This window comes from Methyloceanibacter sp. wino2, assembly GCF_003071365.1.
In the GTDB taxonomy this organism is placed as follows: Bacteria; Pseudomonadota; Alphaproteobacteria; order Rhizobiales; family Methyloligellaceae; genus Methyloceanibacter.
Map to the genome: position 1 here is coordinate 1,056,719 of NZ_CP028960.1, position 15,472 is coordinate 1,072,190.

Below are 15,472 nucleotides of genomic sequence, written 5' to 3' on the forward strand. Positions count from 1 at the left end.
AGACGCCTAGCGGCGTTGGAACAGCTTTTCGATGTCGGTGAGCTTCAGCTCCACATAGGTGGGGCGCCCGTGATTGCACTGGCCGGAGAACGGCGTCTTCTCCATGTCCCGCAGCAGCGCGTTCATCTCCTCGGGCGATAGGCGCCGTCCCGCACGCACGCTGCCATGGCAGGCCATGGTGGCGAGGACGTGATCGAGCCGGTCGCGCAAGACCTGTGCGCCGCTCCCGTCTTCGGCTTCCATGAGAAGACCTGCGAGATCGGTGAGGAGCGTCCGCGTATCGCAGGCGCCGAGCAGCGCCGGCACTTCCCGGACAGCAAGGGCTTGCGGGCCGAAGCTTTCGATGACGAGACCGAACCGCTCCAATTCGTCCGCGGCCCCGAGCAGACTGTCGACGGCCTCGGGCGCCAGTTCCACAATGTCGGGGATCAGCAGCATCTGCCGCGCCACGCCGCCATTATCGAGCGCCGCTTTCAGGCGCTCATAGACCAGCCGCTCATGGGCGGCGTGTTGATCGACAATAACGAGCGCATCGCCGGTTTGCGCGATGATGAAGGTGTCCTGGATCTGGGCGCGCGCGGCGCCGAGCGGATATGCGTCCGTGGGTCCCTCGAGCGCCGTCGCCCGCGCATGTCCGCCGAGGGCGCCGCGACGCCTCCGAGCGGCGCCTGAGCCTGGTCATTGAAGCCCGCCCGGCCGGGCGCCGGGTAGCAGGCTCTTTGCGCCCCGGCATAGGCCTGCGGCCCGCTCTGATAGACGCGCGGTCCGGTGTCCTCCGTGGGCGAGACGTATTCGACCGGGCGCATGCGCTGCAAGGCCTCGTGGGCCAGACTGCCGGTCGCACGGTGACCGGCCTCACCGAGTGCCTCCCGCACGGCGCCGATCAGCAGCGACCGCATGCCGTTGGCGTCGCGAAACCGCAGCTCCGTCTTGGCCGGGTGCACGTTCACATCGACCTCCTCGGGCGGCATATCCACGAACAGCGCCACCATGGGATAGCGGCCGCGCGGTACGAGGTCCCCGTAGGCCGCCCGGACCGTGCCGGCGATCAGGCGGTCGCGCACCGGGCGCCCGTTGACCACGAGATAGATGCTGAGCCCGTTCGGACGGTGGAGTGTGGGCAGGCCCGCATATCCCTCGACCCTGACCGTGCCGCGGGTCGCGGAGACCGGGAGAGCGTCGTCCACGAACTCGGCACCCATTATGCGCCCGAGACGGGCCAAGCCGTGGTCGAGAAGGCCGGGCGGACTAGCGTCCAGCCGCAGCGTGGTGCGCTCGCCGTTGGAGAGTGAAAACGCCACCTCCGGATGGGCCATCGCCAGGCGCTTCACGGCATCGGTGATAGCGGTGGTTTCGGCCCGCTCGGTCTTCATGAATTTGAGGCGGGCGGGGGTGGCATAGAAAAGATCGCGTACCTCGACGTCGGTGCCGGCGGAACGCGCTGCGGGCTTCAGCTGCGCCTTGCGGCCGCCGTCGACCTCGATGCTGAATGCCTCACCTGAGTCCCGGGCCCGGCTGGTGATGCGGAGCCTGGCAACGGCGCCGATGGACGGCAGCGCTTCGCCGCGGAAGCCCAGCGTCAGGATGTGGGAGAGATCCTCGCCCTTGAGCTTGGACGTGGCATGGCGCTCGATGGCGAGATCCAGATCGCCCGCGCTCATGCCCGCGCCGTCATCGGCCACCCGGATGAGCTGAAGCCCGCCCCCGCTCACGGTCACGTCGATGCGCGACGCTCCCGCGTCGATCGCGTTTTCCACCAATTCCTTGACGACGCTTGCGGGCCGCTCGACCACCTCACCCGCGGCAATGCGATTGATGAGATTCGGCGGCAGCTGACGAATGGCCATGCCTTGTCTCTCGTGCCCTGAGCCGATTGCCCCGGCCTGACGCGCTGCGCATCCGTGCCGGGCGGGTCTCACCATACCCGATTCTGTAGCCGAGAAAGCCCGGCAGGCCGACCGCCCAGCCCGGCAGCAGCCTAGCCCGGCGCGCCTTCGGTGACGGGTTCCTCGACGGGCTGGCCCACGATCGTGGTGATGAGTTGATCCGCGGCGAGCAAGCGGGCTGCGACGCGCTTGATATCGTCAAGCGTCACCGCCTCGATCAGCGCGTTGCGCTTGGTGACATAGTCGATGCCGAGATCCTCGATCTGAATCCACAGGAGCTGATTGGCGATGCTCGACGAGGACTCGAACCGCAAGGCGTAGGCGCCCGTGAGATAGGACTTCGCCGCATCGAGCTGGTCCTCGGTCAGACCGTTCTCCGCCACATCCTCCAACTCGTCCTGAATCACTTTCAGGGATTGACCGACGGCCTCGTTCTTCGTCGCGACATTGCCGACAAAGACCGACCCATGCTGATAAGGGAAGAGGTTGGACGTCACCGAGTAGGCGAGCCCGCGCTTCTCGCGAACCTCCTCCATCAGCCGCGATGAAAAACCGCCGCCGCCGATGATGTAGTTCAGGATGTAAGCCGGGATGAAGTCGTCGTCGTGCCGCGCGATGCCACGGAAACCGAACTGCGCGAAGGACTGCGGAACATTCATCTTGATGACTTCGCGCGCGGGGCCGAGCGGCGGCTCGGCGTCCTCCACGTCACGCAGGTCGGCCTTCTCGGGGAGGCCACCGAACAGGGTGTCCAGGGCCTTTCCGAGTTCCTCGGGCGTGATGTCGCCGACGGCGGAAACGACGAGCTTGTCCCGCGCGAAGACGCGATGGACATAGTCGTGGAGGTCGTCGTCCGTGATCGCGCTGATCGATTCAGGCGAACCCTTGACGGGACGGCCATAGGGATGGTCGCGGAAAGCCAGGCGATCCCAGGCAATGGAGGCGACCGTGGCAGGGTCGTTCTCGTCGTATTTGAGCCCGGCCAGGATCTGCGCCTTAACACGTGCCGTCGCGCTTTCGTCGAAGCGCGGCTCCGTCATGGCGAGACGGGCCAGCTCAAACACTTCGTCCTTGTTTTCGGTCAGGGTTTGCAGCGAGCCCAGCATGACGTCGCGGCTGGCATCGAAATCCAACTGCATCGCCAAGGATTCCGAACGCTCCTGGAACGCGGTCGCGTCGAGGTCGCCCGCGCCCTCGTCCATCATCGAGGTCACGAAATAAGCCTGCCCCTCTTTCCCGGGCGCATCCTGGGCCGCACCGCCGAAAAAGGCGAAGCGGATCGAGATCAGCGGATTGACGTGGCTCTCTACAAGCCAGGCCTTGATACCGCCCGGGCTCGTGACTTCTTGGATACTCATCGTATTTCCTTGAGCGGTCTCTTTGGCCAACGGCGCCGCGGAGTCGGGCAGCGCCTTCTGGGCCATCGCGGAGGGAGTAAGAAACATCTGTGCCGCGACGGCGAGACACAGGCCAAACACCGCCAGCGAGGTGCGGACCGTAACCGGCATCTTATGACTTGTCCTTGGTAGCCGCAGGTACCGGCTTTTCCTGTACCTTGCTCGTGTGCTCCGGCGCGGGCTTGAGGATGCCCGTCACCGAATTCTCGTCCAAGAGATGATCCACCGCCACCTTGCGGACGTCGTCGGTCGTGACCGCCTTGATCCGGTTCGGCCAATCCTCGACGTCCTCGACATCGAGCCCCACCGCCAGACGCCAGCCATACTGCCGGGCCATGCGCGAGATGGAGTCCGAGTTGTAGACGTACTCGGCCAGGAGCGCGGCGCGCGCCCGATCGAGCTCTTGCTGGGTCACGCCGTTGACGCGAACGTCTTCGATGACCGCGTCGATCGCGGCTTCCATCTCCTCGGGCGTGTCATTGTCGCCGGCGATCGCGTAGAAGCCGATACGGCCGGAGTCGAGCCCCGATTCCGAGTACCAGCCACCCGCCGAGGCCGCTGCCTCCTTGTCGACGACCAGGCTCTTGTAGATGCGGCCCGTGCTGCCATGCGCCATGATCCGGGCAAGAAGCTCGAGCGCTTCAGCCTCGCCGGGCTTCCCGGTGGTGTAACTCGGCGCGATGTAGAGACGCTGGACGGTCGTTCGGCCGGCACGGGGGTCCTCGAGCGTGACGGTGACCGAGGCATCATGCTTCGGCTCGGCGGGACGCTCGCGCTTGATCAACTCACCATGCGCCGGAACCTTGCCGAAGGTCTCTTCGGCGAGGGCCCGCACTTCGTCGGGCTCCACGTCGCCGGCGACGACCAAGACTGCATTGTCGGGCGCATAGAACCGGTCGTAGAACGCGAACGCATCTTCCCGGTTGAGCTTCGCGATCTCGTGCTCCCAGCCGATGACCGGAATGCCGTAGGGGTGATTGCGGTAAAGGGCGGCCATCATCTGCTCTTGCAGGAGGCTGCTCGGATCGTTGTCGACCCGGGAGCGCCGCTCCTCGAGGATCACGTTGCGCTCGGTGTTCACATCGTTCTCGGTTAGACGCAGGTTCTTCATGCGGTCGGCCTCCATCTCCATCACGGAGGCAAGTCGATCCTTGGCGACGCGCTGAAAATAGGCCGTTACGTCCTGACTGGTGAAGGCATTGTCGTCCCCACCCTTGCGGGCAATGATCTTCGAGAACTGGCCTGCCGGGATGGTCTCGGTGCCCTTGAACATCAGATGCTCGAGGAAATGAGCGATGCCGGATACGCCGTAGGGTTCGTCCGCAGCACCGACTTTGTACCAGATCATCTGGGTGACGACCGGGGCACGGTGATCCGGGATGACGACCACGTCGAGCCCGTTCTCCAACTTGAATTCGAAGGCCTTCTTCGAAGCCTTTTGCGGCGCGGCGGATGGCGCGGGCGCCTTCTCGGCCTCAGCGGTAAGGGTAGCAACTGGCATGGATAGGCTCACCAGGGTTATGACCAAACCGGTCCGGAAGAGGGACGCGGCGATCCAGTGTTTGAACATTCATCAGCACCTTTAGCGGAAGGCTAGAGGAAGTGACGCCGAACGAACGCCACGGCGCTCGCAACGCCTTCTGGACGCTACCCTAACATGTGGGACGCCCGATCCGTCGATTCAAACAAGTTTAGCCGTCGCCGTGCGGCGGCCAAACTTACAGATTCGCAAGGTTTCCGGGTGATTGCGCGGTGGGTTAACCCATCCGCAAGCCGCGCCGCGGGGCGGCGCTAGCCTAGTACAGGCCCCTTTGGGTGCCTGAACCGCTCTTGTAGCTGTTCGGCGTCTTCGGCTCGAAGGCCTGTCTGTTCTGGTCGGGGAGCGGCGCCTCCGCCCGGTGCGGCGTGATCGGCTGACTGCTCGTAGCGACGGTCGACCTCGATCCCGGGATGGCATCCGATGCGTCCGGCTCCGGCACGTCGGGAACCGGTTCCTCGATCCTCTTCTTCTTGCCGCCCTGGAAGAGCTTGTCGATAAGGGTCTCTTTGCCCGCGTAGGCGTTCAGCGGCTCGGCGGCAGCCTCCGCCTCGGCTACCACGGCCTTCTGCTGCTCGACCTCGCGCACCCGGACCTTTTCCGGATCGTCCGGCCAATCCTGGCGAGCCGCGGCGATAGAGCGGTTCTCGGTCGGGGCGGGAAGACTTCGGGTGTTCGGCGGCACCATGAGAGGGGCCCGCGCGCTCATCGTGGGGTCGACCTTCGGACCGCCGACCTTGCCGGATAGGCCGGCGTAGTCGAAGACTTTGCCTTCGAGCTCGACGCCGCCGCAGCCGCCAAGGAGCGCCGCGCAGGCAAGCATTGCCGCGATCGTTCCAAGCCGGCGTCCGGCATTTATGGCTGTGACGTGCCCCAAGAGTCCCCTCAAATCCCCAAAAATCTGGATTTGTTTACATTTTAGAGGGGTTTCCGGCCTTTTTGTGACCCCCGAAAAGCGAGTCATACAGGAGTCCGACCACCCCGGCAACGATGGCTACATCGGCGATATTAAAGATGTACCACTGAAAGCCGAAGGCGTGGAGCGAGTAGAAGTCCGCCACGGCGCCGTGCACGGCCCGGTCGATGGCATTCCCGGCCGCGCCGCCGACGATGAGACCGATGGCAACGGCCGTCAGGCCCGTCGATATCCGGGCGAGCCAGGCGATCAAGGCCAAGCTCACGACAATAGCAAACGCGACGAGCGCCAGACGCCCGAGCAGCTCATCCTGCTGGAGCAGCCCATAGCTGATGCCCTTGTTCCATACGAGGATCAGGTCGAAGAACGGCGTGACCTCGACGGGCTGCTTGGTGCCGATGTCGTAGACATAGAGCATCCACAGCTTGTTCCCCTGGTCCGCCACCAGCGTCGCCAAGGCCACGAGAAGCCCGAGCGGCGAATAGGGTCCCCAGAACCAGTGACGAAGCATGCCGCTACCCCGCCTGCCCGGCGCGCCGGTCGAACTGGCGAACGGCTTCGGCATCGCGGGGCGACAAGGTCGGAAACTCGGGATCGGCCCCGACTTCGGGAAGGACCTTCCACGACCGCGCACATTTGTTGCCTTCGGCGCGTGCGAAGACCACCGCCACGGCAGGTACATCCTCGAGCCGGAAGGCGTCCGCCGGCCCCTCGCCGGGAACGAGGCGCGCCCCACTGGTGATCGCGATTTCGGCCAGGTCGAGCCCCTCGAGCGCGCCGCGCAAATCCTCGTCGGCGACATAGACGACCGGTGCGGCTTCGAGGCTCGAGCCGATGCGCCGTTCGCGCCGTTCGATCTCGAGCGCGCCCGTCACGGTACGGCGGATCTGCCGCACCTTCCGCCACTTCTCGCGGAGCCCTGCGTCATCCCACTCGTCCGGCACATCGGGGAAGTCACGCAAATGAACCGAGCCCTTGTCGTTCGGGAAGCGCGTCAGCCAGGCCTCCTCCATGGTGAAGCACAGCATGGGCGCAAGCCAGGCCGTGAGCGCGGCGAAAAGCCGATCCATGACCGTAAGCGCCGCGCGCCGGGTGCGGCTGTCGTGCGGATCGCAATAAAGCGCGTCCTTGCGGATGTCCAAATAGAACGCCGACAGATCGTTGACGCAGAAATTCAGCAGCGCGTGGAAGACGCGTTTGAAGTCGTAGACGATGTAGCCTTCGCGCACCGACGCATCGAGCTCGGCGATACGGGCAAGCATGTAGCGCTCGAGTTCGGGCATCTCGTCATAGGCGACGGTGAGGTCGTCGTGATAGTGCGCGAGATTGCCGAGCAGGAAGCGCAGCGTGTTCCTTAGGCGGCGATACGAATCCACGTTCGCCTTGAGGATGTCCGGCCCGATGCGCAAGTCATCCGCATAATCGGAGCTCATGGCCCACAGCCGCAGGATCTCCGCACCCGATTGTTCGATGACTTTTTGCGGCGAGACCACGTTGCCGAGCGACTTCGACATTTTGCGCCCATCCTCGTCGTTGACGAAGCCATGGGTGAGCACTTCGTCGAACGGCGCGCGGCCGCGCGTACCGCAGCCCTCCAGAAGCGAGGACTGGAACCAGCCGCGGTGCTGGTCCGAGCCTTCGAGATAGAGCGAGGCCGGCCATTTCAGATCCGGGCGCTGCTCCAGCACGAAGGCATGGGTGGACCCGGAGTCGAACCAGACGTCGAGAATGTCACCGACCTTCTCCCAGGCGTCCGGATCGTCCACGAGACCGTCCAGAAAGCGCTCTTTCGCGCCGTCGACGAACCACGCGTCCGCGCCCTCGGCCTCGAACGCGGCGGCGATGCGGTCGATCAGTTCGCCGGACGCATTGAAGTCCCCGCGCGGAATGACGTCGCCGGTCTCCTTATGCACGAATACGGTGATGGGCACGCCCCAGGCCCGCTGGCGCGAGACGACCCAGTCAGGCCGGGTCTCGACCATGCCCTTGATGCGCTTCTCCCCTTGGGGCGGCACGAAGCGAGTCGCCTCGATCGCGTCCATGGCGCGGGCGCGCAGGCTGTCGCCGGCCTCGAAGTCCTTGTCCATGGCGATGAACCATTGGGGCGTCGCCCGGAAGATAATGGGCTTCTTGGACCGCCAGGAATGCGGATAGTCGTGCTTGTAACGCGCGCGGGCCAGCAGCGCCTTCGCGTCCATGAGCGCACGGATAACGGTTTCGTTGGCGTCGCCGAACTTGCCCTTGTCGTCGACCACGCGCTTGCCCTCGAAGCGCGGCGCATCCTTGGTGAAGAAGCCGGCCTCGTCGACCGTGAAGGGGATGGTCTTGTCGATGCCCCGGTCTCGCAGGAGCCGCTCGCTTTCGACCCATATGTTGTAGTCGTCCGCGCCATGACCGGGCGCGGTGTGCACGAAGCCGGTACCCGCATCCTCGGTGACGTGATCGCCCGCGAGCAGAGGCACCTTGAACCGGTAAGCGCCCTCGTCGCGCAAGGGATGCGCGCACATGACCTGACTGAGCATCGCGGAAGTCACGTCGCCGGCGCGATGCCAGCCCTCGATACGGGCCGCAGTCTTGACGGTCTCGGCCAGCGCATCCGCCAGGATCAGCCGCTCGCCGACCTTGGCCCAATTGTCTTCCGGCGCCTGGGTGATCTCGTAGAGGCCGTACGAAATGGCCGGCGAATAGGAGACCGCCCGGTTGCCGGGAATCGTCCACGGCGTCGTCGTCCAGATCACCACCGAAGCATGCTGCAGGAAGCCGGGATCGGGATTGTCGTCCGTCGCGAACATGACCGGGAACTTCACGTAGATCGCTGGGCTCTCGATCTCCTGATACTCGACTTCGGCTTCCGCGAGCGCCGTGCGCTCCACCACGGACCACATCACGGGCTTGGAGCCGCGATACAGGAGTCCATTCATCGCGAACTTCATCAGTTCGCGCGCGATGGTGGACTCGGCCTTGTAGTTCATCGTCGTGTACGGATCGTCCCAGTCACCCTCGATACCGAGGCGCTTGAACTCGTCGCGCTGCACGTCCAGCCAATGCTCCGCATAGGCGCGGCATTCGCGGCGAAAGGCGACGATAGCCTCGGAGTCGGCGAAGTCCGGCTTGGCCTTGCCCTTGGACCGATACTTCTCCTCCTCGACCTTCCATTCGATGGGAAGGCCGTGGCAGTCCCAGCCCGGTACATAGTTGGCGTCCTTGCCCATCATGGACTGGGAGCGGCAGATCACGTCCTTCAGGATCTTGTTGAGCGCGTGCCCGATATGAAGATGGCCGTTCGCATAGGGCGGGCCGTCATGCAGCACGAATTTTTCTTGGGTCTGGCCCTTCTCGCGCAGCCGCCCGTAAAGGCCCATTTCGGCCCAGCGCTGCAGCAGCTCCGGCTCGCGCTTCGGCAGGCCCGCCTTCATCGGAAACTCGGTCTTGGGCAGGAATAGCGTCTCGCTCCAGTCCCGCTCCGTTTGCGGCTGCACCGGTTTCGGTGCCGCTTCAGGTGCGGGGGGCGTTGTGGTGTCCGTCATCTCAGTCTTTTTCGCGATCGTCTTTGGCTTGGCGGCTTTGTGGGACGCCGTTGTTGTCTTGGTCGTTGTCTTTCTCGCCGGGGCCTCCTTCTTCGGCGCGACCGCCTTCTTGGGCGCCGCGGCCTTCGTGGCCACGCGGGCCTTGGTCACGCGCTTCTTCGCGGTCTTCTTCACCGCTTTTTTCGGCGCGGCTTTCTTGGCCGTCGACTTCGTAACCGTGGTCTTCTTGGCGACAGGCCTCTTCGTGGCCGACTTTTTGGCAGCAGTCTTCTTCGCTGGTGCTTTCTTCGCCGACACCTTCTTGGCGACCGTCTTTTTCGCGCCGACTTTCTTGGCGCTCGTCTTCCGTGCCGTCTTTTTTGCAACGGTCTTTTTCGGCGCCGCCTTCCTCACGGTCTTCTTAGTCGTCTTCTTCGCGGAGACCTTCTTGGCCACAACCTTCTTCGGCGCGGCTTTTTTCGTGGTGCGCTTCTTGGTAACGGTCTTCTTCGCCACGCTCTTCTTGGCCACGGTCGTTTTAGCGGTCTTCTTCACCGCTTTCTTCGGCGCAGCCTTCTTTGCAGGCGCCTTCTTGGCTGTCGGCTTCTTCGCCGTGCTGATTGTCCTGCCCGCCGTCTTGGTCTTCTTCTTGCGTGCGGGGCTGGCGGCGCTCTTACGTTTGGGAGCGCCCTTGCCGCTCTTCGACTTGGTGACCATGATTTCTATTTCCGCCCGTGTTGGATCGCGGAAGGCGCGATTCGAGTTGCGAGGCGTTCTAGCAACCGGGCTAGCTACAATCCAGTGTCCGCGTGGCGAGAGCGGCCCCGAGCGGGAATCGCCGCATCGGATCGCTGGCGTCGACATTCGCCAGCACGGCCCGCACGGCCTCGCAGTCCTTGTCCATCTGCGCCGCCAGCGCCTCGCCGTCGGGGAAGGCCTGGTCGGGGCGAATGAAGTCGATGAATTCCACCTCGATGGTCTGATCGTAGAGGTCGCCGGTGAAGTCGAATAGGAAGGCCTCAAGCGCGGGCTCGCCTGCCCCGAACGTGGGACGCGGCCCCACATAGCCCGCCGCGTCGTGCCGGCCGCCCGCATGGTGTACGCGCATGGCGTAGATGCCGTGGCAAACGTCCTGGCCGGGCAACAGCTTGAAATTCACCGTCGGGAAGCCGAGCCCCTGCCCGCGCCCGGCGCCATGGGCAACCGAGCCCCGAGCCCGCCACCAATAGCCGAGTTGTTCGGCGGCTTCCCGTATCCGCCCCTCAGACAAATGCTCCCGGATCGCGCTGGAGGCAAAGACCGTCTTTTCCTCAAGCTGCACCGGCTCCACCACGTCGACGCCATAGCCAGCGGCTTCGCCCGAGGCCGCAAGTTGCGTAACCGTACCCGTTCGGCCGTTGCCGTAGACAAAATCGTAGCCCACCACGACGTGACGGGCGCCGAACGCCTCACCGAGGACATCGGTGGCGAACGCATCTGCCGACAAATCGGCCAGCGGCCGGTCGAAGGGCAGGACGAAAACGACATCGAGGCCCAGTGCCTCGAGCAGTTCCAGCTTCACGGGCAAGGGTGTCAGCCGGAAGAACGGCCTGTTTGGCGCGAAGAACTCGCGCGGGTGCGGTTCGAAGATCACCGCCCCGGTCTTTCTGCCCTCGGCCGCCGCTATCGCCTTGGCCACACCGAGAACTGCCTGGTGTCCGCGATGGACACCATCGAAATTTCCGATGGCCAGGACCGCGCCTTTCTGGTCCGGCGGTGCTTCCCGCCAGGAGCGGACGATGTCCATCGGAAATCCTTCCGGTTCGAACCGAACTAGTCGTCCGTGGGGCGGCGGGAGACCATCAGCAGCGCCTCTCCGGTGAGAACAGGCCGGCCGTTGGCCTCGCAGACACAATCGAAGGAGACGCGACCCTTCTCCATGTCGACGGCGGTCACCTTACATGTGGCGATGAGTTCATCGCCGATGAAGACGGGGCCTTTGAATTTCATGGTCTGGGACATGTAGATGCAGCCAGGCCCCGGCAGTTTGGTGCCCAGCACCGTGGAGAATAGCGAACCGGTCAGAAAGCCGTGCGCGATGCGCTTCTTGAACACGGTCCCGGCCGCGAACTCCTCGTTCAGGTGGACGGGATTGATGTCGCCGGAGAGTTCCGCAAACGCCGTGATGTCCTCGTTCGTCACGGTCTTGGAGACGCTGGCCTCCATGCCGGGCGACAGATCTTCCAGATAGTAGCCGTGGTCGAGGCTCATGCGTGTACTCCCTGCGGTTTTGGTGTTCTTAAGAGGGGCGCAAAATAGCGAAGCCCTTGCGGCGCCGCAACAAGTCTCGCCCGGCCGCTTCTCTTCCAGAAAACATCATGCAGAACAATGGATTAATGTTTTGTTAACCATGTTTCCATAGCCTCGATCGAGGCAGACGGAGGATGGCCATGCCACTCGATTTCAAAATGCCGGTGCTCGTCGTCGACGACTACAGCACAATGCTCCGGATCATCCGTAACTTCCTCGGACAACTCGGTTTTGCAGATGTTGACGGCGCCGGTGACGGCAGCGCGGCACTGCAGATGATGCACGAGAAGCACTACGGGCTCGTCATCTCGGACTGGAATATGGCCCCGATGACGGGCTACGAGCTCCTACGCGAGGTGCGCGCGGACGGGGGCCTCTCCCGCACGCCGTTCATCATGGTCACCGCGGACGGTTCGCGCGAACATGAGGCGCAGGCCAAACAGGCCGGCGTCAGCGACTATATGCTGAAGCCGTTCAATGCCGTGACGCTCAGGTCGAAGATCGAGTCCGCGTTCCACGCCTGACAACCAAGCCTGCCGGAACACGCGCCTACCAGCGCAGACCGTGCGTGGCGGCGATCGGCGGGCTCGGCTCCTCCGCGAACAGCCCTTCAAGGTGCGCGGCATCCAGCAATCCGACACTCTCGTCCGGCGCGTGAAGCTTGCTCGCGACGAAAACGGACGGCACACCGAACGCCCCCGCGCCGATGATGTCGGTCTTGGCGCCGTCGCCGATCGCAAGGACATCCGACTTCGAGATCGTTACACCGCGCGCGCCCGCAATCTTCGAGGCGGTCTCGAAAGCGAGATCGTAGACCGGCTGGTGCGGCTTCCCGGCATAGACGACATTGCCGCCGAGGCTTTCGTAAGCTGCGGCCAGCGCACCGGCACAGTAGATGAGCCGGTTGCCGCTCTCGACCTTGTGGTCGGGGTTGGCACAGATCATCAGCACATCGCGGGCCGCAAGGCTCGTCAGCAGATCCACATAATCTTCGGGCGTTTCGACCTGATCGTCGAACAAGCCTGAGCACACGACCAGCTCCGCGTCCTCCGGGCCTGTCAGCGTGACATCTGCTTCATGGAAGATCGGCAGATCGCGCTCCGGGCCGAGATGGAACACGCGGGCGCCCTTGTGTTTTGCCAGTTCGTGGCGCGTGAGGTCGCCCGACGAAACAGTGGCGTCGTAAGCGTCGTCCGGCACGCCGATGAGCCGGAGCTGAGCCTGGAGGTCGGGGCTCGGACGCGGCGAGTTGGACAGCAGAATGACGACGCCGCCCTGCTCGCGAAAGGCGCGCGTTGCGGCCGAGGCCTCGGGAAAGGCATCGCGCCCGTTGTGCATGACGCCCCAGATATCGACGAACCAAACCCGGCGGCTGCCGCCAATCTCGCGGATGGACTCGATGACGGGAATTTTCAAGGAAGCTTCCATGGCGCTCGGTTAGAGGCTCGCGCGCCGCCGGTCAAGGACAGTGGATGCGGCCTGTCGAAGCGCTACGTCCGGCGCGCTGGCGGTGATAGGATCGTGGCGACGATACGACCAGAATTCTTCAGGTGAAGATCGCTAGGAGGAGACGATGTCGCGATTGAACGGACTGGCTTGGATTGGGCTTGCTGCTCTCGCCGTCGCCGGTGGACCGGCCTTGGCCCTGCCCACCCACGATCTCAACGCCCCGTCCTTGGTCCTGCCGGTCCAGGACGAGGAAGACATGGAGGTCGAACGGGACCTGGAGCCCGACGAGGTCCCCACGACGAAATCCGGCGGCGAGATGATGCCCCCGCCGGACCGTGCGGAAACCAAGAGCAGCGGCGGCAATGTGGAAGACGAAGAGCTACAGCGGGACCTCGAGACGGGCGACTAGGCCGGCCGTACTCGGTCGGGCGCGCGTTGCCGGCGGTCGGATGTATGAGACCGGCTTAGCCGGCGCCTACGCCCGACAATTCGCGCGAGAGCGCCGCGTTCATCGGCTCGGCCTCGGCGAAGAGATGGCCCTGCGCCAGCTCGATGCCATGGTCGAGGAGGCGCGCCACGTCGCCCTCTTTCTCGACCTTCTCGATGATCAGCGTGATGCCGGCCGCATCCAGCCGCCGCTTGAGGTCTGCCGCATTGCGTCCCGGCCCACCTAGGAACTGCGCCGCGCTGACCTTGGCGAAGCGGAAATTGCGGTCGCCGAGCCCATCGAAGCCGGTCTCGATATCGGCCACGTTGTCGAGGCAGAAGCCGAAACCCAACGCACTTAGCGTATCGAGGCAGCCGAGCTCGCTGTCGTTCAGACCCTGCATCTCGGCACTGCTGATCTCCAAGATCAAACTGTCGCTGAGGCCGGCATTCTCCTCCATGAACTCGATGAGTTCCGGGAAGTAATCGGGATCGAGCAGGGAGTGCATGGAGATGTTGGCGAACACGCCTTCGATCGGCGCATTGGGGCCAAGGCGACGCAACACCTGGACCGCGCGGACGACGAGCACGTTGTCGATCAGCGGCATCAACGCAGACCGCTTGGCCACAGGCATGTAGTCGCGCGGCATCACGATCTCGCCGTCGCTCTTGCGAATGCGGGTCAGCCCTTCGAAATAGCGCACCTTGCGCCCCGGCAGGGTGACGGTGGGCTGGAGGTACAGATCCACCCGCCCCTGCTCGATACCCTCGCGAATGATTTCGAGCATCGCGTCGTCGTCATCGTCATCGAAGTCATAGGCCAAATCGTCGGCCAACTCCTCGAACGACTCTTCGGGTTCGGGCTCTGGCTCTGGCTCGATTACGGGTTCGGGCTGCGCCGCAGCCAGCGCCGCGGCGAGAATGGCCTCTTCCCGGCCAACCTCCCGTTCCCCGCCGCCGCTCTCGTCGCCCTCGACAGCCTCTGGAGCGGGCTCCGTGCCGGTGCTGTCCTCCGATTCGGGCTGGAGATCCTCCTGCGGCTCGGGCTCGAAAACGAGGTCAATTTCCTCTTCGTCAATCTCTTCGAACTCGGGTTCGAGTTCCTCGATCAGTTCCGGCTCGGACTCTTCGAAGAATTCCGGCTCGGGTTCGATCACGGGTTCGGGTTCTTCGACGGGTTCCGGCTCGAACACAGCGGCTGACTCTCGTTCAATCTCCGCTTCGGCGTCCGCGTCGGCTGCAGCGAGCGCCGCCATGGCTGGCGCAGGGCTGGCCGGCGCAGGGCTACTCGCAGGCGCCGCCGCGGACGCGCGGCCCACCAGCTGCGCGATCAGCGTTTCCAGAGCTCCGAGATCGTTGGCAATCTTCTGGCGTTGGGCGCGGCTTTCGTTCGTGACCTCGGCGCGGACCGCCTCGATCCGATCGTAGACGTGCTGAAGATCCACCGACAGCCCTTCGGACCCGGCAGCGCCGACCGCGCCGCTCGCCACGTGCTGATCGAGACGTTCAACTTTGTCATGCAAGGCATGAAGGCGGTTCATACCGTCTTCGACGCGGTCAAGCCGCTGCAGATCGATGTCGATTACTTCGAGCGCTTGCTCGAGATCGTCGAGGCGGTCGCCACCGCCGCCGCCGCCGCCGCGTCCAACCCGGAGGAACGTCGTCGCCATCACCAGGAACAGCGCGATGGCCCCGATGAGAACGGGTAGCAGCGGCAGTCCCGCCTGCATGGTCAAACCGGCGCCGAATGCGGCCGCCGTGATGGCCATGGCCACGAGCACAATCACGTCAAGCATCGCGAGCCCTCCTGAAGCGGCACGTGGTACCGTCAAGACCTGCTCCAATGGACGGCGTTCCCATGAATTCATGGCCTCGCCGTTCCAAATGGTCCTGGCTTGTCGCGCCGCCCCTCGCTTTCGAAATCATGGGCGACAGCCTATTGCAAAGCAACATCAAATTGGCTGTGCACGTCCCGTGATAGCAATCTTACGGCGCAAGGCCAAGGTGCACGCCCAAGCGCGCGCCGCATCGATCAATGCGACGGTGCGTCACTCGTCCATCAATAA

The 15,472-nt window shown here is 64.3% G+C and carries 11 protein-coding genes and 1 pseudogene; 2 read left to right on the forward strand and 10 right to left on the reverse strand.

The window, feature by feature from the left end:
* Positions 1–6: 6 nt before the first annotated feature.
* The 8 genes and pseudogenes from mutL to DCY11_RS04965 form a co-directional block, all read right to left on the reverse strand.
* A pseudogene (mutL, locus tag DCY11_RS04930) lies at positions 7–1,847 on the reverse strand (DNA mismatch repair endonuclease MutL).
* Positions 1,848–1,978: 131 nt separating this feature from the next.
* Positions 1,979–3,394 carry a pitrilysin family protein gene (locus DCY11_RS04935; protein ID WP_108681539.1) on the reverse strand — a complete coding sequence of 472 codons (1,416 nt, stop codon included), beginning with the start codon at positions 3,392–3,394 and terminating at the stop codon, positions 1,979–1,981.
* Between the two features lies 1 nt (position 3,395).
* Positions 3,396–4,784 carry a pitrilysin family protein gene (locus tag DCY11_RS04940; protein WP_108683679.1) on the reverse strand — a complete coding sequence of 463 codons (1,389 nt, stop codon included), beginning with the start codon at positions 4,782–4,784 and terminating at the stop codon, positions 3,396–3,398.
* 295 nt (positions 4,785–5,079) lie between these two features.
* Positions 5,080–5,697 carry a hypothetical protein gene (locus DCY11_RS04945; protein ID WP_159079808.1) on the reverse strand — a complete coding sequence of 206 codons (618 nt, stop codon included), beginning with the start codon at positions 5,695–5,697 and terminating at the stop codon, positions 5,080–5,082.
* Positions 5,698–5,731: 34 nt separating this feature from the next.
* Positions 5,732–6,247: a signal peptidase II gene (lspA, locus tag DCY11_RS04950; protein WP_069444582.1), complete on the reverse strand. Its 516-nt coding sequence runs from the start codon at positions 6,245–6,247 to the stop codon at positions 5,732–5,734.
* 4 nt (positions 6,248–6,251) lie between these two features.
* Positions 6,252–9,959 carry an isoleucine--tRNA ligase gene (gene ileS / locus DCY11_RS04955; protein ID WP_159079809.1) on the reverse strand — a complete coding sequence of 1,236 codons (3,708 nt, stop codon included), beginning with the start codon at positions 9,957–9,959 and terminating at the stop codon, positions 6,252–6,254.
* 70 nt (positions 9,960–10,029) lie between these two features.
* Positions 10,030–11,028, reverse strand: a complete 999-nt coding sequence (locus DCY11_RS04960; protein WP_108681545.1) for a bifunctional riboflavin kinase/FAD synthetase — start codon at positions 11,026–11,028, stop codon at positions 10,030–10,032.
* A gap of 26 nt (positions 11,029–11,054) precedes the next feature.
* Entirely contained in the window at positions 11,055–11,492 is a 438-nt protein-coding gene (locus tag DCY11_RS04965) for a MaoC family dehydratase (protein WP_069444177.1), read from the reverse strand.
* 179 nt (positions 11,493–11,671) lie between these two features.
* Between DCY11_RS04965 and DCY11_RS04970 the strand changes: the two genes are divergently transcribed.
* A complete protein-coding gene (locus tag DCY11_RS04970; protein WP_108683680.1) occupies positions 11,672–12,055 on the forward strand; it encodes a response regulator in 384 nt (127 codons plus the stop codon).
* Between the two features lie 25 nt (positions 12,056–12,080).
* Here the strand turns inward: DCY11_RS04970 and DCY11_RS04975 are convergent, their stop codons facing one another.
* Positions 12,081–12,947, reverse strand: coding sequence for a TIGR01459 family HAD-type hydrolase (locus DCY11_RS04975; RefSeq protein WP_245409450.1), 867 nt, complete (start codon positions 12,945–12,947; stop codon positions 12,081–12,083).
* 157 nt (positions 12,948–13,104) lie between these two features.
* On the opposite strand from DCY11_RS04975, the gene DCY11_RS04980 reads away from it, so the two are divergent.
* Positions 13,105–13,389 (forward strand): hypothetical protein, encoded by a 285-nt coding sequence (locus DCY11_RS04980; protein WP_159079810.1) that lies wholly within the window; start codon positions 13,105–13,107, stop codon positions 13,387–13,389.
* Between the two features lie 55 nt (positions 13,390–13,444).
* Here the strand turns inward: DCY11_RS04980 and DCY11_RS04985 are convergent, their stop codons facing one another.
* Positions 13,445–15,202 (reverse strand): EAL domain-containing protein, encoded by a 1,758-nt coding sequence (locus tag DCY11_RS04985; protein ID WP_159079811.1) that lies wholly within the window; start codon positions 15,200–15,202, stop codon positions 13,445–13,447.
* Between the last annotated feature and the right edge of the window lie 270 nt (positions 15,203–15,472).

Excerpts from the sequence above, each read along its gene's own strand:
- lspA (WP_069444582.1), bottom strand. The coding sequence starts at position 6,247 with ATGCTTCGTCACTGGTTCTGGGGACCCTATTCGCCGCTCGGGCTTCTC.
- DCY11_RS04935 (WP_108681539.1), bottom strand. The coding sequence starts at position 3,394 with ATGCCGGTTACGGTCCGCACCTCGCTGGCGGTGTTTGGCCTGTGTCTC.
- DCY11_RS04970 (WP_108683680.1), top strand. The coding sequence starts at position 11,672 with ATGCCACTCGATTTCAAAATGCCGGTGCTCGTCGTCGACGACTACAGC.
- DCY11_RS04980 (WP_159079810.1), top strand. The coding sequence starts at position 13,105 with ATGTCGCGATTGAACGGACTGGCTTGGATTGGGCTTGCTGCTCTCGCC.
- DCY11_RS04960 (WP_108681545.1), bottom strand. The coding sequence starts at position 11,028 with ATGGACATCGTCCGCTCCTGGCGGGAAGCACCGCCGGACCAGAAAGGC.
- DCY11_RS04985 (WP_159079811.1), bottom strand. The coding sequence starts at position 15,202 with ATGCTTGACGTGATTGTGCTCGTGGCCATGGCCATCACGGCGGCCGCA.
- ileS (WP_159079809.1), bottom strand. The coding sequence starts at position 9,959 with ATGGTCACCAAGTCGAAGAGCGGCAAGGGCGCTCCCAAACGTAAGAGC.
- DCY11_RS04940 (WP_108683679.1), bottom strand. The coding sequence starts at position 4,784 with ATGCCAGTTGCTACCCTTACCGCTGAGGCCGAGAAGGCGCCCGCGCCA.
- DCY11_RS04965 (WP_069444177.1), bottom strand. The coding sequence starts at position 11,492 with ATGAGCCTCGACCACGGCTACTATCTGGAAGATCTGTCGCCCGGCATG.